Below are 19,162 nucleotides of genomic sequence, written 5' to 3'. Positions count from 1 at the left end.
GTGGGACGGTACCCGGCTCAGTCGCGCGGGCGCTGCGACGCAGGCAGATCGTCCTGCAGGCGTGGCTCGAATGGATAGAACGCGGCGCCACCGGCATGGGCCGGGAAGCTGGCATTGAGGGCGCCACCGGCGGCAGGCGCCAGGCTGGAGCGCGGCCACGGCCGTGCCTGCAGGCTGCCGACCTCGCCAAATGGCAGGTGGCGTGTGCTACCGGCGGGCACGGTCGGGATCAGCGGCGCCTGGCTGGCGACCGCGCGCAGCGGTGCGTCATCGCGCTGGGCCACGCGCGCGGCCTGCTGGCTGCGGGTGGCGCTGGCGCGGCGAACATCCTGGCGACGGCTGGCCGCTGCCATGGCTACAGCCGGCACGCTGGCCACGGCCATCGCAGCGGTGCCCGCCGATGCCTCGGTGACAACCGCAGACTGCCCGGATGCCGGCGGCAATTGCGCCTGGCTGGCGATCACCTGCGGGGCGGAGACATCGACTGGCGGGGCCTCCTGCAGCTTTTCGCGGCCTACGAACAGCGCCACGGCGGCAACCGAAGCAGCCAGTGCGCCGCCACCCCAGGCACGCCAACCACTACGGCGGGCCTGACGCTTCGGCTCGGCCTGCGGCGCAGGCTCGGCGGCGATGGCAGCAGCCACGGCGGCACTGAAACCGGCCGGTGCCAGCAGTGACGCCTGGCCACGCATGACGTCACCCAGCAGCTGCCAGCGTTCCTGGCAGCCAGCCAGCTCCGGATCATGTTCCATGCGGCGCACCAGGAAGCGCGCCTCGTCTGCCCCCAGCTCGCCGTCGACCAGCGCCGACAACTGCTGGCGATGGCGTTCGTCCAGGCGTTGCCCGGCGGGAGACTGGTGGTTGTGCGATTCGTTGTTCGGAATGCGGGTCATATACGGCTCTTCTCGCGGGTGGCGCTGCCGATGTCCAACAGCGGCCGGAGTTCGGTGTCGATCGCCTCGCGCGCCCTGAAGATCCGGGAACGCACGGTGCCGATCGGGCACCCCATCTTCTGCGCGATTTCCTCGTAGCTCAGGCCTTCCACCTCGCGCAGGGTGATCGCTGACCGGAGTTCTTCCGGCAGCGCGTTGACGGCCTTCATCACCGTCTGTTCCAGTTCCTGGCGCATCAACTCGCGCTCCGGCGTGTCGGTGTCGCGCAGGCGTGTGCCGCTGTCGAACTGCTCGGCGTCACCGATGTCGATGTCATCGGTCGGCGGGCGGCGATTGTGCGAAGCCAGATGATTTTTGGCGGTATTCACGGCGATCCGATGCAACCAGGTTGAGAACTGGGCGTCGCCACGGAAGCTTCCAATCGCACGGTAGGCACGGATGAAAGTGTCCTGGGCCACGTCCTGACATTCACTCCAGTCGGCGATGTAGCGACCGACCAGGGCCACCACCCGATGCTGGTACTTGCGTACCAGGACATCGAAGGCGGCACTCTCGCCGTGCTGCACTCGCCGGACCAGTTCCAGATCCAGCTCCTGTGGTGTATCAACATCGGCCATGAGGGGCCGCACTCCTGTCAGCCCAACCGACGTCGGGCAATGAGACTGCCAATCCCGGGAAAAGTTCAGTCGCCGATCACCTGGCGCCGCACCAGCTTTTAACCACCGTTCCGTTAACGTTCCGGTCCAAGGCCTGCGATCCGGGGCGCCACACCCCTGCTATTGGGATTTGACGCGGGGGAAACAACCTCTGGATCATAGCCCCCTTCTCCATACACAACCGGATGGAACGTCCATGCTCTCAAGCTTCGATGGTCTCCGCTTCAGCCACTGGCACCCCGAGATCCGCGACGATGGCGTGGTGGTCCTCTCCCTTGATCGTCAGGACAGCAGTGTCAACGCAATGTCGCAGGATGTCCTGCTGGAGCTGGGCGATCTGCTTGAACGCATCGCCATGGATCCGCCCAAGGGCGTGGTGATCCAGTCCATCAAGAAGGCAGGCTTCATCGCCGGTGCCGACCTGAAGGAATTCCAGGAGTTCGATCGCCGCGGCACCGTCAACGATGCCATCCGCCGTGGCCAGTCGACCTACCAGAAGCTGGCCGAATTGCCCTGCCCGACCGTGGCCGCCATCCATGGCCATTGCCTGGGCGGCGGCACCGAGCTGGCGCTGGCCTGCCGCTACCGCGTCGCCTCCAATGACAGTTCTACCCGCATCGGCCTGCCGGAAACCCAGCTGGGCATCTTCCCGGGCTGGGGTGGCAGCGCGCGTCTGCCGCAGCTGGTCGGCGCACCGGCGGCGATGGACATGATGCTGACCGGACGCACCCTGTCGGCCTCGGCCGCACGCGGCATCGGCCTGGTCGACAAGGTGGTGGCGCCGGCCGTCGTGCTCGATACCGCCGTGGCGCTGGCATTGTCCGGCACCACCCGCCCGTTCAAGCAGCGTGCGACAGCGTGGGCGACCAATACCTGGCTTGCGCGCCAACTGCTGGCACCGCAGATGGTCAAGCAGGTTGCGCGCAAGGCGAAGAAGGACCAGTACCCGGCGCCATATGCGTTGATCAGCACCTGGCAGCGCAGCGGCGGCAAGCCGGTGCAGGCACGCCTGGATGCCGAACGACGCGCCGTGGTGAAACTGGCCAGCACGCCGACCGCGCGCAACCTGATCCGCATCTTCTTCCTCACCGAACGCCTGAAGGGCCTGGGCGGTGGTGATTCCGGCATCCGCCACGTGCACGTGGTCGGTGCCGGCGTGATGGGCGGTGACATTGCGGCGTGGGCGGCCTACAAGGGCTTCGACGTGACCCTGCAGGACCGCGAGCAGCGTTTCATCGATCCCGCCATGGAGCGTGCGCAGGCACTGTTTGCCAAGAAGGTGCGTGACGAGAGCAAGCGCCCGGCCGTCGCCGCGCGCCTGCGTGCGGATCTGGAAGGCAACGGCGTGGCTCAGGCCGATCTGGTCATCGAAGCGATCATCGAGAACCCGGAAGCCAAGCGTGCGCTGTACCAGACGCTGGAGCCGAAGATGAAGCTCGATGCGTTGCTGACCACCAACACCTCGTCGATTCCGCTGGTGGAACTGCGCGATCACATCCAGCGTCCGGCGCAGTTCGCCGGCCTGCATTACTTCAACCCGGTGGCACAGATGCCGCTGGTGGAGATCATCCATCACGACGGCATGGCGCCTGAAACCGAACGTCGCCTGGCGGCCTTCTGCAAGGCGCTGGGCAAGTTCCCGGTGCCGGTGGCCGGCACCCCCGGCTTCCTGGTCAACCGCGTGCTGTTCCCGTACATGCTGGAAGCCGCTACCGCGTATGCCGAAGGCATTCCGGGGCCGGTGATCGACAAGGCGGCGGTGAAGTTCGGCATGCCGATGGGCCCGATCGAACTGATCGACACCGTGGGCCTGGACGTGGCCGCTGGCGTGGGCAAGGAACTGGCACCGTTCCTGGGCCTGCAGATTCCGGCGGCGCTGCAGACGGTGGAACCGGACAAGCGCGGCAAGAAGGATGGCCAGGGCATCTACACCTGGGAAAACGGCCGGGCCAAGAAGCCGGACGTGGCACGCGACTACCAGGCGCCTGCCGATCTGGAAGATCGCCTGATCCTGCCGCTGTTGAACGAGGCAGTGGCGTGCCTGCACGAGGGCGTGGTGTCCGATGCGGACCTGCTGGATGCGGGCGTGATCTTCGGTACCGGTTTCGCACCGTTCCGCGGCGGTCCGATCCAGCACATCCGCGCAGTCGGTGCCGATGCCATCGTGGAGCGACTGAAGGCGCTGCAGCAGCGTCATGGCGACCGCTTCGCCCCGCGGCCGGGCTGGGACAACCCGGTCCTGCGCGAACCGGTGGTGTAACGGCCGGGCCTGCGGCCCGGCACCTGCGGTAGTGCCGGCCGCTGGCCGGCAACCTCAACAGCAGAAGCCAGAGCCAAAGCGGCTCTGGCTTTTCTGTTTGTTGGGCGGGGCGGTGTCGGGTTGCGGGGACGCCGTAAACCCATCCCTGGGGGCTTGGCCGCGGCATCCATGCCGCGGACACCCCGCAACCCGACACCGCCCCACCCCTGACAGGTTCACGCGGCTGTTGGTAGGTGTCGACCTTGGTCGACACGCTTGATCCACGCCATGCGTGGATGCGAGCGAAGCGACCAGCGTTTGATTTTGATTTTGATTTTCTTTTTTCTTCTCCGTGGCTGGACGGCACACGGAAAGTGTCAGAGGCCGGGCGGGTGGGTTGCGCAGGACCGTTGGCGCCATGGATGGCGCCATCGAGCCCCCATGGATGGGTTTACGGCGTGTCCTGCGCAACCCACCCCGCCCGGCCAAGCGCGGCTTTTGATTTTGCTTCTGCCTTACGCGACCAACCAACAGCCACGAGGGGCTGCGCCGTTGCCTGGAACAACCTGTTACCCGAACGGGGAATGCCACCGTAACGGCAGCATGCGATGCTGACCGCCTTGATCCCTGCCAGCGAGAACGCCCGCATGACCACCATCATCGCCCCGCGCGTACACGACATCGGCGGCCTGGAAGTGCGCCGTGCAGTGCCTACCCTGCAGGCCCGCAGCATCGGTTCGTTCGTGTTCGTCGACCAGATGGGCCCGGCACTCATGCACCCCGGTACGGCCATCGATGTTCGCCCGCATCCGCATATCGGCCTGGCCACCGTCACCTATCTGTGGTCGGGCGCCATCGGCCACCGCGATACGCTCGGTTCGGACCAGGTGATCCGCCCGGGTGACGTCAACTGGATGACTGCCGGCCGCGGCATCGCCCATTCCGAGCGCACGCCGCAACCGGACCGCGACCATGACAACCCGATCCACGGCATGCAGACCTGGGTAGCGTTGCCGAAGTCGCATGAGGAAATCGAACCGGCGTTCTACCACCATGCGGCTGCCACGCTGCCGGAGCAGCGCCGCAACGGTGCCTGGCTGCGGGTGATCGCCGGACGAGCCTATGGCGAGGAGTCGCCGGTCAAGGTGTTCGCCGACACCCTCAACGTGGCGATCGACCTCGACCCGGATGCAGAGATCGACATCGATGATGGCCACCGCGAACGTGCGCTGTACATCCTCGAGGGCGAAGCGCAGTTGGATGGTGTGGACATTCCCGCCCAGCATCTGGTGATCCCCGAAGCCGGTGCGCGCGGCCGCCTGCGTGCGAAGACACCGGTGAAGGCGATGCTGTTCGGCGGCGAGCCGCTGGATGGTCCGCGCCACTTGTGGTGGAACTTCGTTTCCAGTTCGAAGGAACGCATCGAGCAGGCCAAGCATGACTGGGAAGCCGGGCGTTTCGGCACCATTCCCGGCGACGACAAGGAATTCATTCCCCTGCCCGAGCATTGAGCATCGCGTGTTGCACACATCCGAGGGTGTATCCCTGCACCCGGCGTTGACGCTACAGTCACCCGCTGATCACTGAAATGTGACATAAATCACACTTTCGACCGTCAAAGGAGTGCAACACATGAGCATGGGTAAACGCTTGTCCGCCGAGTTCCTCGGCACGTTCTGGCTGGTTCTGGGTGGCTGTGGCAGTGCCGTGCTCGCCGCCAAGTTCGGTGGCGACGGCAATCCGCTGGGTATCGGTTTCCTCGGCGTGGCGCTGGCCTTCGGCCTGACCGTGGTGACCGGCGCCTACGCGTTCGGCCATATCTCCGGTGCGCACTTCAATCCAGCCGTCAGCGTGGGCCTGTGGGCCGGCGGCCGCTTCCCGACCAAGGATCTGCTGCCCTACATCATCGCCCAGGTGGCCGGCGGCCTGCTGGCGGGTTTCATCCTGCTGCAGATCGCCTCCGGTGCCAGCGGCTTCGCCATTGATGGCAGCCAGGCGGGTGCATTCGCCAGCAACGGCTATGGTGCGCTGTCGCCCGGTGGCTACAGTGTGGCGGCCGCGTTCCTGTGTGAAGTGGTGCTCACGGCGGTGTTCCTGATCGTGATCATGGGTGCGACCCATGGCAAGGCGCCGGCAGGTTTCGCGCCGCTGGCCATCGGCCTGGCCCTGACCCTGATCCACCTGATCAGCATTCCGGTGACCAATACGTCGGTGAACCCGGCCCGCTCCACGGCGGTGGCCTTCTTCGCCGGCAGCGGCGCCACCGGCCAGCTGTGGCTGTTCTGGGTTGCCCCGCTGCTGGGCGGTGCGATCGGCGGCATCATCTACAAGTGGATCGGCAACGACCGCTGAGCCGTGACCGTGCCATTGCGGCCGACCTTCGGCCGCAATGGTTACGGATGTAACCGCGATTTGTGCGATCGCTCACGTTCCGTTAAGGTCTGGTCATCCGCCCGTGCTTGTGCCGGGCTGGACGGCATCCGGGGATGGGATGCCTCGACCGCCGGTGACACCGGCGGTGCCAACGACACGCCACCTTGGGGGATGCATGAAGTTCGCGCCTGTTGTTTTGTCGAGCCTGCTGTTCGTTGCGGCGTCTGCCTGCGCGCAGGCCCCGGTCGAATGTCCTTCGTTGCCCGCCAGCAGCGGCCTGCAATGGCAGCAGCAGGCACAGTCCGGTTTCCTGGTCTGCCGTGCGGCCACGGGCGACGGTCGCGAAGTGCTGAGCCTGATGCTCAGCCAACGCGATCCGGGCATTCCGCTGACCCGCTCGCTGCGCCAGGAAAAGGGCAGCTTTGCCGGTGAATCGATGTACTGGTACCAGCCGGATCTGGGTGGCCAGCAGCCGCCCGGCTATGCCGAGCGCCGCATCAGCGTGGTCAAGCTGGACAAGGGCCGCTACGCGCAGATCGCGCTGTATCCCGACAGCTCCCAGGAACTGGGCACACTGCAGCAGCTTGCGCAGGGCATGAACCTGACGCCCTCTGCCGTGGCCGACGGCCGCTGAGAGGCTGCGGGGATGACTGCATTGCAGCGTCCCCGCAGGATCAGGCACGCCGGGCATCCGCCGGGCATGGCCCGGCGCTGCCCCTCAGAACCTGCCTTCCTGGAAATCAACGAAGGCCTGCATCAGTTCTTCGCGGGTGTTCATCACGAACGGGCCGTGGCGCATCACCGGCTCGCGCAGCGGACGACCCGCCACCAGGATCAACCGCGCACCTTCCGCACCGGCCGACAGATGCAGCTGCTCGCCGCCGCCCAGCACCGCCAGTTCCTGCCGTGCCACGTCGCGCGCAGCATCCTGCTCACCCACCGTCAGTCCGCCTTCGAACACATAGACGAACGCGTTGTGGCCTTCTGGCAGCGCATAGGTCCAGGCGCGGTCGGCGGCCAGTTCGATATCCAGGTACAGCGGATCGGTGGCGGGCTGCGCGATCGGGCCCGCCGTGCCATCGACCGTGCCGGCGATCACCTTGACCTGCACGCCTTCAGCCGGCCGCACCACCGGGATCTTTTCAGGAGCGAATTCCTGGTACTTCGGCGCAGTCATCTTGTCGCGCGCCGGCAGGTTCACCCACAGCTGGAAGCCGCGCATCTGCCCGCTTTCCTGCTCGGGCATCTCCGAATGCACCAGGCCACGGCCGGCGGTCATCCACTGCACGCTGCCCGGGGTCAGCAGGCCTTCGTTGCCGTGATTGTCGCGATGCCGCATGCGGCCATCGAGCATGTAGGTAACGGTCTCGAAACCACGATGCGGATGCTCCGGGAAACCGGCGATGTAGTCCTCGGCCCGATCAGTGCCGAATTCATCGAGCAGCAGGAACGGATCGAGATCGGGCAGCGACGGACCGCCGATGACCCGGGTCAGGCGAACACCGGCACCGTCGGAGGTGGGCATGCCACGGATGGTGCGCAGGACGCGGACCGGCTCGGGAAGGCTCATGGTGACTCCTGTTGGATGGATGCCAGTAAAAATGGACGCTGCAGCGCGCAACGCCAATGGATGTCATCGCAACCGATTGTTCCATCCCTGGTGTTCGCCGCATGTCATGTCCGCACGCCGGCACCGCCTGCGTTGTGGGCAGCGAGGGAACATCGCCACCTGCCACACCCATGTACGACCAAAGTACTACCGCAGAATGGTCCCGTGCACATTGACCCTGCCAGGGGCACGCGGGACTCTTTGCCTGTCTTTCCGGGAGAGAGCACCTCATGAAAGGTTTTTCCAAAATAGGCTGGGCGGCCCTCGCCCTGCTCGGCGCGTTCTGCCTGGGTACGGTGGCGCTTCGACGCGGTGAGCACATCAACGCGCTGTGGATCGTGGTGGCGGCGGTATCGCTGTACCTGGTCGCCTACCGCTTCTACAGCCTGTTCATCGCCGACAAGGTGATGCAGATCGATCCGACCCGGGCCACCCCGGCGGTGATCAACAACGATGGCCTGGACTACGTCCCGACCAACAAGCACGTGCTGTTCGGCCACCACTTCGCCGCCATTGCCGGTGCCGGTCCGCTGGTCGGCCCGGTGCTGGCCGCGCAGATGGGCTACCTGCCCGGCCTGCTGTGGCTGGTGGTCGGTGTGGTGCTGGCCGGCGCGGTTCAGGACTTCATGGTCCTGTTCCTGTCCAGCCGCCGCAACGGCCGCTCACTGGGTGACCTGGTACGCGAAGAAATGGGCCAGGTACCCGGCACCATCGCGTTGTTCGGTGCCTTCCTGATCATGATCATCATCCTGGCCGTGCTGGCGATGGTGGTGGTCAAGGCGCTGGCGGAAAGCCCGTGGGGCATGTTCACGGTGATCGCCACGATGCCCATCGCGATCCTGATGGGCGTCTACATGCGCTACATCCGGCCAGGCAAGATCGGTGAGATCTCGGTGGTGGGCCTGGTGCTGCTGCTGGCCGCGATCTGGTTCGGCGGCAAGGTGGCGGCAGACCCGACCTGGGGCCCGGCCTTCACCTTCACCGGCACCCAGATCACCTGGATGCTGATCGGCTACGGTTTCGTCGCCTCGGTGCTGCCAGTGTGGCTGCTGCTGGCACCGCGCGACTACCTGTCGACCTTCCTGAAGATCGGCACGATCATCGCGCTGGCCATCGGCATACTGGTGGTGATGCCGGAACTGAAGATGCCGGCACTCACCCAGTTCGCCGCCAGCGGCGACGGCCCGGTGTGGAAGGGCGGGATGTTCCCGTTCCTGTTCATCACCATCGCCTGCGGCGCGGTATCAGGTTTCCATGCATTGATTTCTTCGGGTACCACACCGAAGCTGTTGGCCAATGAAGCGCACATGCGCTACATCGGCTACGGCGGCATGTTGATGGAATCGTTCGTGGCCGTGATGGCACTGGTGGCCGCTTCGATCATCGATCCGGGCATCTACTTCGCGATGAACAGCCCGGCAGCGGTGATCGGTGCCGATGCAGCGTCGGCCGCGCACTACATCACCAATACCTGGGGCTTCACCATCACCCCCGAACAGCTGACGGCCACGGCCGCAGCCATCGGTGAACCGACCATCCTGCACCGTGCCGGTGGTGCACCCACTCTGGCGGTGGGCATCGCGCAGATCCTGCATGAGGCGATCCCCAGCAGCAGCGACGCGATGATGGCGTTCTGGTACCACTTCGCCATTCTGTTCGAAGCGCTGTTCATCCTCACCGCTGTGGATGCGGGCACCCGCGCCGGTCGCTTCATGCTGCAGGACCTGCTCGGCAACTTCATTCCTGCACTGAAGAAGACCGAATCGTGGACCGCGAACATCATCGGTACGGCCGGCTGCGTGGCGCTGTGGGGCTACCTGCTGTACACCGGCGTGGTCGATCCGTTCGGCGGCATCCAGACGTTGTGGCCGTTGTTCGGCATCTCCAACCAGATGCTGGCGGGCATCGCGCTGATGCTGGGCACAGTGGTGCTGTTCAAGATGAAGCGTGACCGCTACGCGTGGGTCACTGCACTGCCAGCGGTGTGGCTGCTGATCTGCACCACCTACGCCGGCTTCATCAAGATCTTCGACAGCAATCCGGCGCAGGGCTTCCTGGCCCAGGCGCACAAGTTCCAGGACGCCCTGGCCAGCGGCACCATCACTGCACCGGCGAAGTCGGTCGCACAGATGCAGCAGATCGTGGTCAATGCCTACGTCAACACGGGTCTGACCACGCTGTTCCTGCTGGTGGTGGCGTCGGTGCTGGTGTATTCGATCAAGACGATCGTGGCGGCGCGCCGCAATCCGCAGCGCAGCGACCGCGAGACCCCATACGTGGCGCTGAAGCCACATGAAATGGTGGATCTGTAATGAGTACGCAACTGGTTCCGGTGGGGCAATACCAGGCGCATCGACGAATCTGGCGACGCCTGGTGCAGACAGCGCGACTGTGCTGCGGCATTCCCGACTACGACAACTACGTGCGCCACATGGCTGAGAAGCATCCGGACCGCGAGCCGATGGACTACAAGACGTTCTTCCGCGAGCGGCAGGAAGCGCGGTATGGCGGGCGCAACGGCGGTCGCTGCTGTTGAAGTTCGAGGTGGGTGCCGGGCTTGTAGCCCGGCGCCCGCAGAAGCGACGGCAACGGCAACGGCCGAAGCGTCGGCTCTGGGTTTCTGTGGGTTTGGCGGGGTGGTGTGGGCTTGCAGGACACGCCGTAAATCCGTCCATGGAGGCTCGATGGCGCCATCCATGGCGCCAACGGTCCTGCAAGCCCACACCGCCCCACCTTCGACAGATTTCCGGTGACGGTGCGAAACATCTGGGGTCGGATCCGTTTTCCTTGGAAAACGGATCCGACCCCTTCTTTGTTCATGGATACCGATGGAATTCATCCTGGGATGGGATGGAACCAGCAGATCGCGGAAAACTGTCGGAGGCGGGGTGGGTCCGGTTGCGGGGGCGTGAGCGCCATGGATGGCGCGACCGAGGCTACATGGACGTACTTGCGCCGTCCCCCGCAACCGGACCCACCCCGCCATCCCACGGAATGCCCGCTGTTGCTGTTGCTGTATGAGGTTGCCGGCCAGCGGCCGGCACTACCGCGGGTGCCGGGTGCCGCCCGGCTGGACTACTCAGCCGTTGGCCATCCACTTCAGGATCAACCCGGTCACGTACGCCAGTCCGGTGCCGGTGGCATAACCGACCGTGCCGAGCAGCACGCCCACCGGCGCCAGCGTCGGGTGGAACGCCGCCGCCACCACCGGTGCCGACGCTGCAGCACCGATGTTGCCCTGCGAACCAATCGCGAAGAAGAACAGTGGCGCGCGCACCAGCTTGGCGACGATCCACAGCACCAGCACGTGGGTGGCCATCCAGATCGCACCGAGCAGGAACAACCACGGACGATCCAGCAGCGACAGCAGATTCATCTGCATGCCGATGCAGGCGATCAGGAAGTACAGGAACACGGTACCCAGGCGCGAAGCACCGGCCGCTTCCAGCCGTCGTGCGCGGGTGAAGCTGAGGGTCAGGCCCATCGCAGTGGACAACAGGATCACCCAGACGAACTGGCTGTCGAGGCTGAACTGGCTGGCCCAGCTGACATTGGCCTTGAACCAGCCGGACAACGGTGCGGCGATGGCATGGGCCAGGCCGACGCCGCCCAGTGCCACACCGACGATCACCATCAGGTCGGTCATGCTGGGGATGCGTGCGTTCTGTGCGTCGTAGGCGCTGATACGCGCCTTCATCTCATCGATGGCGCGGGTGTCGGCACCGTTGCGGGCATCGATCTGCTGCGCGCGGTTGGCCATGAACAGCAGGATCGCCATCCACAGGCTGGCGCAGGCCACGTCGACCACGGCGAACTGGCCGAAGGTGGTGGCATCGGTGCCGAACACTTCGCGCATGGCGACCATGTTGGCGCCTCCGCCGATCCAGCTGCCGGCCAGTGCGGCCATCCCGGCCCAGGTGTCACCGGCCACGGTTTCCGGGTGGATCAGTTTCATCACCTGGAAGGAGACGATGGCGCCGAGCATGATGCCGGCGGTGCCGGCGCAGAACACCAGCAGCAGCTTCGGGCCGAGCTTGGCGATGCCTTTCAGGTCGATCGACAGGGTCAGCAGGACCAATGCCGCCGGCAGCAGCACGTCACGTGCGACCGGGTTGTACAACGAGGTGTTGTGGCCATCGATGATACCGGCGGTGTTGTAGATGGCGGGGATGAAATAGCACAGCAGCAGTGCGGGTACCCAGGCGAAGATCTTCTTCAGCAAGGGCGTTGGGCCACTGGCAGCCCAGAAGATCAGGGCGAGGGTGGCGGCAATCAGACCAAGGCCAACGATGTCGTTGCTGATCAGGGCAGTAGCGGTAGCGGGTTCGGTCGGCATGGGATCCTCTGTCGATCGAAAGAGCGGAAAAGAAAAGCGCCGCATAAGCGGCGCGGGTCGAAATTAACATAGTCTTCACGCAGGGTCATGCTGCGCTGCTTGCGGCAGCGCGCGGGCCTGCCGAGAATCGCAGCATTCCCTTCTGGAGCCTGCCCCATGCAACTCGGCGCTTTTTCAGTCAGCTTGGCGGTGAAGGACCTGGCCACCTCGCGTGCGTTCTATGAGGCGCTCGGGTTCTCGGTGACCGGAGGTGATGCGGCGCAGAACTGGCTGGTACTGCGCAACAACGGCATCGTGGTCGGCCTGTTCCAGGGCATGTTCGAGGGCAACCTGCTGACCTTCAATCCCGGCTGGGACCAGCACAAGCAGGAACTGGCGTCCTTCCAGGACGTCCGCGAGATACAGGCCGAACTGGATGCCAAGGGCATTGAACTGGCGCTCCGCACCGATCCTGATGGCCAGGGCACGGGCTACCTGCAGTTGGCCGATCCGGATGGCAACGTGATCCTGATCGACCAGCATGTGCCGCGGCCGACGGCGCGGTGACGCGGCCAGCGTGCCAACCAAGGTTGGCACCTACCAGAACGCACGCGGCCATTGCCTGGTAGGCGTCGACCTCGGCCGACGGACAGGTCAGCCTGGCCGCGATGTACCAAAGTCGAGCGAGGCCAGGGTGCCGCGCGGCTCGCAGGGCTGCAGCTGCAGGGTCCAGCCGAGGTGCTCGCACAGCCGCGCGATCAGTTCCAGGCCGATGCCACCGCGGTCGCCGCGCTCACCACGTGCCATCCGCGCGTGGATCGCAGCGATCTCTTCCGGACTCATGCCATGGCCAGGGTCCTGCAGGGTCAGCACCGCTGCCGAGGTCAGGCGCAGTTCGATATGACCGCGTCCGCTGTTCTCGATGGCGTTGCGCAGCAGGTTGCCGATCGCCGCCTGCACCACGGCCAGGGGTGCGACGATGTCCACCGGCGCGGCCTGGATGCCGATGCTCAGGTCCTTGTCGCCCAGCAGGTGGCGATGGTCGTCAACGATTTCCGGCAGCAGCTGGTCCAGGGCGATGCGCTCGGCACGGGTAGCCAGACGTGCGGGATCACGCGCCAACACCAGCAACAACTCGATCAGCTGTTCGACACCCTGCGCCGTCCGCAGCACGCGCTGCATCTGCTGGCGTGCGCGCTCAGGCAGGCCTGGCTGTTCCAGGGCCAGCTCGGCGGCACCGGTCATCACCGCGATCGGCGTGCGCAGTTCATGGCTTGCGGTGCTGATGAACACCCGCTCACGCTCGACGAACTGCTCGTTGCGATCGAGGTAATCGTTCAGCGCATCGGCAATGGTGTGCAACTCGGAACTTCCACGCGGATCGACGTGGATGCGCTGGCCCTGCACGCCCGGCCGCAGTGCACCGATGTGCTGGGCCAGCAGGCTCAGCGGGCGCACCATGCGCTCCATGCCGAACGAGGCCATCAACACGGTGACGAAGATCATGATGATGCCCGCGAGCATCACCCAGCGTGTGGCGAACTGTTCCAGGTCGTGGAAATCAGAGATGTCCAGGGCCAGCGCGACCCGTCCCATCGAACCGGTATCGCGCACCATCACCGCCGTCTCGCGCTCGCCGATCATCACCCCGTCATGCAACCCCGGATGCAGGGTGCGCAGGCTGGCGGGCATATTGGCTTCATTGAAGCGGAACAGGCTCAACGTGTCCGAGTCCTGCCAGCGATAGTGCGGCTCGTGCTCGGTGTGATCGACAATGCTGTCCAGTTCGGAATTGAGCAGCGCGCGCCACGCGGCATGCTCGGCGTGTTCGTGCACGTAGTTGCCAACGCTGAATACCGCCAGCGAGATCAGCGCCAGGTAGCCCAGCAACCACCACACCACCCGCCGGTACAGCGGCCCGGGTTTACGCGCCATCGTCATCGTTCCGTGCGTCCGCACCTGCAGTCGACGCCAGCCGGTAGCCGACCCGCGGCAGCGTGTGGATCAGCTTGTCGGCAAACGGGCCGTCCACGCTGCGCCGCAGCTCGTACACATGCGAGCGCAGCAGATCGCCATCCGGTGGTTCGTCACCCCACAGGGCGAATTCCAGCTGCTGCCGGGTAACCGCACCCGGGCTGGCGCGCATCAGCACTTCCAGCAGCTTGCGGCAGGCCGGATACAGGTGCAGCACCTGGCCGGCACGCTGCGCCTCCAGGGTAGCCAGATCCAGCACCAGGTCGCCCACCTGCAGGCGCTTGCGCGGATTGCGGCCCTGCGCGCGCAGCAGCAGCGCCTCCAGGCGCACTTCCAGTTCCGGCAATGCGAACGGTTTGGTCAGGTAGTCATCCGCTCCGGCACGGAAGCCAGCGATCTTGTCCGGCAGCTCGTCGCGCGCGGTCAGCATGATCACCGGCACTTCCGACGCGTGCTCGGAACGCAGCCGACGCAGCACCTCGGGGCCCTCCATGCGCGGCAGCATCCAGTCCAGAATCACCGCGTCGTACGGGTGGCTGCCGGCCAGGTGCAGGCCGGTGATGCCATCCGGGGCCACGTCCAGCACATGCCCGCGCGACTCGAAATAGTCGAACAGGTTGGCCACCAACTGGCGGTTGTCCTCGATCACCAACAGGCGCATGCACGAAACATCCACGGAAGTTCATGCCATGGTAGCGCTGCGGATGTCGGAATGCGGTCGCCGCCGCGGCGGCTCCGACGGCTTTCCCACGTGCCCCTCATCAGAATGGCCGTTTTGCTGCCGGAGCCCCCCCCGTGCCCGTTGCCCTGCCCCGCCGCTGGCACCTTCCCCTGCTGTGGCTGCTGATCGTGATGGCGCTGGCGGCCGGTCTTGGCATTCGCCAGCCGCAGCCACCGGACGAACCACGGTTCGTGCTGGCCGCACGGTCCATGGTGGAGAGCGGCGAATGGCTGCTGCCGCACCGGGGCAGTGAGCTGTACGCCGAAAAGCCACCGGTGTTCATGTGGCTGCAGGCCGCTGCCCATCAGGTGGTCGGCAGCTGGCAGTGGTCGTTCCTGCTGCCGTCGCTGCTGGCCGCACTGCTCAGCCTGTGGCTGGTTTCGGACCTGGCACGCCGGCTGTGGTCGCCACGCCATTCGCTGTACGCACTTGGCGCACTGTTCTGCACCCTGCAGTTCGGCCTGATGGCCAAGCGCGCGCAGATCGACATGGTGCTGGTAGGCATGACCACACTGGCCCTGTGGGGTCTGCTGCGCCATCTCTGCGAGCGCCGCAACCTGCCGCTGCTGTGGCTGGCCGGCTTCGCCGCTGGCGTCGGCACGGTGACCAAGGGTGTGGGCTTCCTGCCACTGCTGATGGTGCTGCCCTGGCTCGGCTGGTGGCTGTACCAACCCCGTCGCGGCCAGCCGGTGGACGGCCCCCACCCCGCCAGCCTGCTGTGGCTGGTTCCGGCGTTCCTGCTGGGCACGGCGGTATGGCTGGCGCCCTTGGGCTGGGCGCTGCTGCATGAACCCAGTGCATCGCTGCAGTCGTACGCACACGAGCTGCTGTTCAAGCAGACCGGCACCCGCTATGCCAATGCCTGGCACCATCGCCAGCCGGTCTGGTACTACCTGCAGGTGATCGCCACCCTGTGGCTGCCGGGCGCCCTGCTGCTGCCGCTGATGATCAAGCCGTGGTGGCGCCGCCTGCGTCGCGGCGACCAGCGCCAATGGCTGCTGCTGGGCTGGGCCGCGCTGGTCCTGCTGTTCTTCACTGCCAGCCCCGGCAAGCGTGAGGTGTACGTACTGCCGATGTTGCCAGCGATGGCACTGGCGGTGTCACCACTTCTGCCCGGCCTGCTGCGTCGCCTGTGCGTGCGCCGCTACCTGTTCGGCTACAGCCTGCTGCTGATGCTGGTCACCGGCGTCCTAGGGGTGATGATGCTGACCGACAGCCCCTGGGCACAGGCGCAGTTGGCACGGCGGGCGATGCCCGACTCGTTGCTGCCCGTATTCGGCGACGGCCTGCTGACCTTCGCCATCGCCGTGGCAACGCTGGCGGTGTGGCTGCGGGTACGACGCGCGGCCACGCTCGTACTGCTCACCCATGGCCTGCTGTGGATGCTGTACGGACTGGTGCTGATACCGGCGCTGGACCCCTACGCCTCAGCGTCGGCGGTGATGCGCCGGGTGGGCACGCGGATCGGCCCTGATGCGGAACTTGCGCTGGTGGCCTGGCGCGAACAGAACCTGCTGCAGGCCGACCGGCCGGTACGCGAGTTCGGCTTCAAGCGGCCGTGGGCGGAGCAGTGGCACGACGCCGGCCCATGGTTGGCCGAGGCCCCGGACAAGCGCTGGTTGCTGGTGTTGGACAAGGCGATGAGCCCCTGTGTCGATCCGGCCCAGGTCATCGAGATCGGTGTTGCAAACCGCAATCGTTGGCAGTTGCTTCCGGGTACTGCGTGGGACCCGGCGTGCCACGCCGAACGCGCCGGCGCCAACGACGATGAAGACTGAACGACGATTTGCGCCGGGTGCGTATTAACCCGGCGCAAACGCATGTACGACCCTTCTCCGACATGCCAGTGACGAGCATGGCCGCGGATTCCCGTAACGGCCCCTTCCCTGCATGCCCGCTCGTCCTCTTGCCCCGGCAGTCTCCTTCGCGCCATCGCTGTTGGCGTCGCGTTTTGCCGTTACCCATCTTTGGCTGCCCTCTGTCATCGGCATTGCGGTGTTCACCCTGCTGATGGGCTTCGGTGGCGACCAGTGGCTGGCCGATCATCTGTTTCGGCTGGAAGGCGGCCACTGGGCGCTGCAGGATGCGTGGCTGACACGTTCGGTGGTGCACAAGGCCGGCAAGTGGCTGAGCACCACTGCGGCCCTGGTGGCGATGCTGCTGTGCTTCCACCACTGGCGCCGTGGCCGCGATCGCACGCTGCGCTGGGCGCTGCTCTATGTGGTGATGGCCGTAGCACTCGGCACCGGGCTGGTCTCGCTGCTGAAGTCGCTGGTGCCGATGGACTGCCCGTGGGACCTGCTGCGCTATGGCGGACACGAACCGTTCGTCGGTCTTTTCAGCAGCCGCCCGACCGGCATGGCTGCCCGCGCCTGTTTCCCCGCCGGCCACGCCAGCGCGGGATACGCATGGCTGTGCCTGTATTTCTTCGCTCTGCTGTGGCGACCGTCGTGGCGCCGGGCCGGGCTGTGGATCGGCCTCGGCAGTGGCCTGGTGTTCGGCATCGGTCAGCAGCTTCGTGGCGCCCATTTCCTTTCGCATGACGTTGCTACCGCGTTGATATGTTGGCTGCTGTCGCTGGGCCTGTACCTGATGGTCCGCCGCCAGTTGGACCGCTCGACCCGCCAGGAGGCGATTGCATGAACGCATCGGTCCAACGTTCCTTCCGGTTGCCGACATTGGCCAGCATCCGCGCATGGCGGCCACAGCTGTCCACCGAAGCACTGATCATTCTCACCAGCCTGTTCTTCGCTGTGGCCGGCAATGGCCTGTTCTGGCACAGCGCCATGGCCAGCCATCCGGGCAGCCTGCGTTATGCGCTTTCGCTGCTGTTGCTGCTGCTGGGTGCACACGGCGTGCTGCTTGGCATCCTGGTGTGGCGCTGGAATGCCAAGGTGGTGATCAGCGTACTGCTGCTGGTCACCGCATTTGCCGCGCACTACATGAGCCGTTACCACATCTATCTGGATGCGGACATGCTGCGCAACGTGCTGGCCACCGACCCGAAGGAAAGCCGCGAGCTGATGACGGTGTCGCTGCTGTGGCCGGTACTGCTGCTGGCCGCGCTGCCGATGGTGGTGCTGTGGCGCGTTCAACTGCGCCGCCGGAGCTGGGCGCGCAGCCTGCTGTGGCGCATCGGATTCCTGCTCGTCGCTGCGGCAACTGCACTCGGTGGCGCGCTCGTTTCATTCCAGGATGTGTCGGCCCTGATGCGCAATCAGCGCGAAGTGCGCTACCTGGCAACGCCCGCCAATGTGCTGCTGGGGCTGCCGCGTGCGCTGCGCGGCGACAACCCAGTGCAACGCGCGCCGAAGCTGCCGATCGGTACCGATGCAAAGGCGACCCCGCGCGCGCCGACCAGCAAGCCACGTCTGCTGGTGATCGTGATGGGCGAAACGGTGCGCGCGCAGAACTGGGGCTTGAATGGTGGTCGCAACACCACACCGGAGCTGGCCCAGGCGGCGGTGGTCAATTTCCCGGACATGCATTCCTGCGGCACCAGCACCGAGGTGTCGCTGCCGTGCCTGTTCTCGCCGTGGGGACGCCACGAGTACGACGAAAAGAAGATCCGCGCGCACCAATCGCTGCTGCATGTACTGAACCGCGCGGGCATCGCGCCGCTGTGGCGCGACAACCAGTCCGGCTGCAAGGGTGTATGCGAGGGCCTGGATTTCCAGTCGCTGTCGGATGCCACCACGCCGGGGCTGTGTGCCGATGGCCGTTGCATGGACGAGATCCTGCTGCAGGATCTGGCGACCCAAGTGCGTGCGCGCCCAGGTGACCGGGTGGTGGTGATGCACCAGCTGGGCAATCACGGCCCGGCCTATTTCGAACGCTACCCGCCCGCCTTCCGCCGCTTCACCCCGACCTGCGATACCCGCGACATCGGCCGCTGCACACGCGAAGAGATCACCAACAGCTACGACAATGCCGTGCTGTACACCGATCATTTCCTGAGCAAGACCATCGGCACGCTGCAGGGCCTGCAGGACTACGACACGGCGATGATCTACCTGTCCGACCACGGTGAGTCGCTGGGCGAAAAGGGTCTGTACCTGCACGGCGTACCGTACGCGATCGCACCGGCCGAGCAGACCCGGGTACCGATGACGATGTGGTTCTCGCCCGGCTTCGCCAGCAGCCGCGGGCTGGACCTGCAGTGCGTTCGCAAGCGCTCGGCCAGCTACACCGACCACGACAACCTGTTCCCGTCGGTGCTGGGGCTGATGCAGGTGAAGACCTCACTCTACGAGCGTGATCGCGACCTGTTCGCCAACTGCGAGAGTTGAGGGTTTGTCGGCAGGGCTGCGCCCTGCACCCGCAGAGGCGACGGCAACGGCAAGGGCCGAAGCAACAGCAGAAGCGGGTTTCCTGAGGGTTGG

Annotated in this window: 16 protein-coding genes; 10 read left to right on the top strand and 6 right to left on the bottom strand. The window is 65.8% G+C overall.

Annotation, left to right across the window (positions count from 1 at the left end; all coding sequences use genetic code 11):
- Nucleotides 1-17: 17 nt before the first annotated feature.
- Nucleotides 18-893, bottom strand: coding sequence for an RseA family anti-sigma factor (locus tag ACQ5SA_RS12350; RefSeq protein ID WP_353101845.1), 876 nt, complete (start codon nt 891-893; stop codon nt 18-20).
- On the bottom strand, nt 890-1,510 hold the full coding sequence (gene rpoE, locus ACQ5SA_RS12345; protein ID WP_025877103.1) for an RNA polymerase sigma factor RpoE: 621 nt from the start codon (nt 1,508-1,510) through the stop codon (nt 890-892). Before rpoE ends, ACQ5SA_RS12350 begins: the two co-directional genes overlap by 4 nt.
- 235 nt (nt 1,511-1,745) lie before the next feature.
- On the opposite strand from rpoE, the gene ACQ5SA_RS12340 reads away from it, so the two are divergent.
- The 4 genes from ACQ5SA_RS12340 to ACQ5SA_RS12325 all read left to right on the top strand — a co-directional run bounded on the left by ACQ5SA_RS12340 (nt 1,746) and on the right by ACQ5SA_RS12325 (nt 6,795).
- A complete protein-coding gene (locus ACQ5SA_RS12340) occupies nt 1,746-3,809 on the top strand; it encodes a 3-hydroxyacyl-CoA dehydrogenase NAD-binding domain-containing protein (protein WP_499314382.1) in 2,064 nt (687 codons plus the stop codon).
- A 626-nt stretch (nt 3,810-4,435) separates the two neighbouring features.
- Nucleotides 4,436-5,299: a pirin family protein gene (locus ACQ5SA_RS12335; protein ID WP_099818932.1), complete on the top strand. Its 864-nt coding sequence runs from the start codon at nt 4,436-4,438 to the stop codon at nt 5,297-5,299.
- Nucleotides 5,300-5,420: 121 nt separating this feature from the next.
- Nucleotides 5,421-6,140 (top strand): aquaporin Z, encoded by a 720-nt coding sequence (gene aqpZ, locus ACQ5SA_RS12330; protein WP_089236428.1) that lies wholly within the window; start codon nt 5,421-5,423, stop codon nt 6,138-6,140.
- Between the two features lie 196 nt (nt 6,141-6,336).
- Nucleotides 6,337-6,795 (top strand): hypothetical protein, encoded by a 459-nt coding sequence (locus ACQ5SA_RS12325; RefSeq protein WP_089236429.1) that lies wholly within the window; start codon nt 6,337-6,339, stop codon nt 6,793-6,795.
- Nucleotides 6,796-6,879: 84 nt separating this feature from the next.
- Here ACQ5SA_RS12325 and ACQ5SA_RS12320 read toward each other — a convergent pair whose 3' ends face one another.
- A complete protein-coding gene (locus ACQ5SA_RS12320) occupies nt 6,880-7,731 on the bottom strand; it encodes a pirin family protein (RefSeq protein ID WP_442244621.1) in 852 nt (283 codons plus the stop codon).
- A 269-nt stretch (nt 7,732-8,000) separates the two neighbouring features.
- Between ACQ5SA_RS12320 and ACQ5SA_RS12315 the strand changes: the two genes are divergently transcribed.
- Together ACQ5SA_RS12315 and ACQ5SA_RS12310 are read left to right on the top strand one after the other, a co-directional pair.
- The gene (locus ACQ5SA_RS12315) at nt 8,001-10,082 is read left to right on the top strand and encodes a carbon starvation CstA family protein (protein WP_108265884.1); all 2,082 of its coding nucleotides are present in this window, start codon (nt 8,001-8,003) and stop codon (nt 10,080-10,082) included.
- Nucleotides 10,082-10,306 (top strand): YbdD/YjiX family protein, encoded by a 225-nt coding sequence (locus ACQ5SA_RS12310; protein ID WP_499314381.1) that lies wholly within the window; start codon nt 10,082-10,084, stop codon nt 10,304-10,306. The genes ACQ5SA_RS12315 and ACQ5SA_RS12310 overlap by 1 nt, the downstream gene beginning before the upstream one ends.
- Before the next feature lie 543 nt (nt 10,307-10,849).
- On the opposite strand, the gene ACQ5SA_RS12305 is transcribed toward ACQ5SA_RS12310, so the two are convergent.
- Nucleotides 10,850-12,106 (bottom strand): DUF819 family protein, encoded by a 1,257-nt coding sequence (locus ACQ5SA_RS12305; protein WP_499314380.1) that lies wholly within the window; start codon nt 12,104-12,106, stop codon nt 10,850-10,852.
- Between the two features lie 156 nt (nt 12,107-12,262).
- Between ACQ5SA_RS12305 and ACQ5SA_RS12300 the strand changes: the two genes are divergently transcribed.
- Nucleotides 12,263-12,652: a VOC family protein gene (locus tag ACQ5SA_RS12300; protein WP_499314379.1), complete on the top strand. Its 390-nt coding sequence runs from the start codon at nt 12,263-12,265 to the stop codon at nt 12,650-12,652.
- An 87-nt stretch (nt 12,653-12,739) separates the two neighbouring features.
- On the opposite strand, the gene ACQ5SA_RS12295 is transcribed toward ACQ5SA_RS12300, so the two are convergent.
- The gene (locus ACQ5SA_RS12295; RefSeq protein WP_499314378.1) at nt 12,740-14,020 is read right to left on the bottom strand and encodes a sensor histidine kinase; all 1,281 of its coding nucleotides are present in this window, start codon (nt 14,018-14,020) and stop codon (nt 12,740-12,742) included.
- Nucleotides 14,010-14,720 (bottom strand): response regulator transcription factor, encoded by a 711-nt coding sequence (locus ACQ5SA_RS12290; protein WP_099818923.1) that lies wholly within the window; start codon nt 14,718-14,720, stop codon nt 14,010-14,012. Before ACQ5SA_RS12290 ends, ACQ5SA_RS12295 begins: the two co-directional genes overlap by 11 nt.
- Before the next feature lie 134 nt (nt 14,721-14,854).
- Between ACQ5SA_RS12290 and ACQ5SA_RS12285 the strand changes: the two genes are divergently transcribed.
- From ACQ5SA_RS12285 to ACQ5SA_RS12275, 3 genes are all read left to right on the top strand, one after another.
- On the top strand, nt 14,855-16,558 hold the full coding sequence (locus ACQ5SA_RS12285; protein ID WP_499314377.1) for an ArnT family glycosyltransferase: 1,704 nt from the start codon (nt 14,855-14,857) through the stop codon (nt 16,556-16,558).
- 112 nt (nt 16,559-16,670) lie between these two features.
- On the top strand, nt 16,671-17,423 hold the full coding sequence (locus tag ACQ5SA_RS12280) for a phosphatase PAP2 family protein (RefSeq protein WP_353101854.1): 753 nt from the start codon (nt 16,671-16,673) through the stop codon (nt 17,421-17,423).
- The gene (locus ACQ5SA_RS12275; RefSeq protein ID WP_499314376.1) at nt 17,420-19,069 is read left to right on the top strand and encodes a phosphoethanolamine transferase; all 1,650 of its coding nucleotides are present in this window, start codon (nt 17,420-17,422) and stop codon (nt 19,067-19,069) included. Before ACQ5SA_RS12280 ends, ACQ5SA_RS12275 begins: the two co-directional genes overlap by 4 nt.
- Nucleotides 19,070-19,162 lie beyond the last annotated feature (93 nt).

It is taken from the genome of Stenotrophomonas indicatrix, assembly GCF_050573115.1.
Classification (GTDB): Bacteria; Pseudomonadota; Gammaproteobacteria; order Xanthomonadales; family Xanthomonadaceae; genus Stenotrophomonas; species Stenotrophomonas lactitubi_A.
The sequence above is the reverse complement of the archived record's forward strand: the minus strand, read 5'-3'. Positions and strand labels throughout refer to the sequence as shown.

Coding starts and splice junctions, on each gene's coding strand:
- ACQ5SA_RS12350 (WP_353101845.1), bottom strand. CDS start 893: ATGACCCGCATTCCGAACAACGAATCGCACAACCACCAGTCTCCCGCC.
- rpoE (WP_025877103.1), bottom strand. CDS start 1,510: ATGGCCGATGTTGATACACCACAGGAGCTGGATCTGGAACTGGTCCGG.
- ACQ5SA_RS12340 (WP_499314382.1), top strand. CDS start 1,746: ATGCTCTCAAGCTTCGATGGTCTCCGCTTCAGCCACTGGCACCCCGAG.
- ACQ5SA_RS12335 (WP_099818932.1), top strand. CDS start 4,436: ATGACCACCATCATCGCCCCGCGCGTACACGACATCGGCGGCCTGGAA.
- aqpZ (WP_089236428.1), top strand. CDS start 5,421: ATGAGCATGGGTAAACGCTTGTCCGCCGAGTTCCTCGGCACGTTCTGG.
- ACQ5SA_RS12325 (WP_089236429.1), top strand. CDS start 6,337: ATGAAGTTCGCGCCTGTTGTTTTGTCGAGCCTGCTGTTCGTTGCGGCG.
- ACQ5SA_RS12320 (WP_442244621.1), bottom strand. CDS start 7,731: ATGAGCCTTCCCGAGCCGGTCCGCGTCCTGCGCACCATCCGTGGCATG.
- ACQ5SA_RS12315 (WP_108265884.1), top strand. CDS start 8,001: ATGAAAGGTTTTTCCAAAATAGGCTGGGCGGCCCTCGCCCTGCTCGGC.
- ACQ5SA_RS12310 (WP_499314381.1), top strand. CDS start 10,082: ATGAGTACGCAACTGGTTCCGGTGGGGCAATACCAGGCGCATCGACGA.
- ACQ5SA_RS12305 (WP_499314380.1), bottom strand. CDS start 12,106: ATGCCGACCGAACCCGCTACCGCTACTGCCCTGATCAGCAACGACATC.
- ACQ5SA_RS12300 (WP_499314379.1), top strand. CDS start 12,263: ATGCAACTCGGCGCTTTTTCAGTCAGCTTGGCGGTGAAGGACCTGGCC.
- ACQ5SA_RS12295 (WP_499314378.1), bottom strand. CDS start 14,020: ATGGCGCGTAAACCCGGGCCGCTGTACCGGCGGGTGGTGTGGTGGTTG.
- ACQ5SA_RS12290 (WP_099818923.1), bottom strand. CDS start 14,720: ATGCGCCTGTTGGTGATCGAGGACAACCGCCAGTTGGTGGCCAACCTG.
- ACQ5SA_RS12280 (WP_353101854.1), top strand. CDS start 16,671: ATGCCCGCTCGTCCTCTTGCCCCGGCAGTCTCCTTCGCGCCATCGCTG.
- ACQ5SA_RS12275 (WP_499314376.1), top strand. CDS start 17,420: ATGAACGCATCGGTCCAACGTTCCTTCCGGTTGCCGACATTGGCCAGC.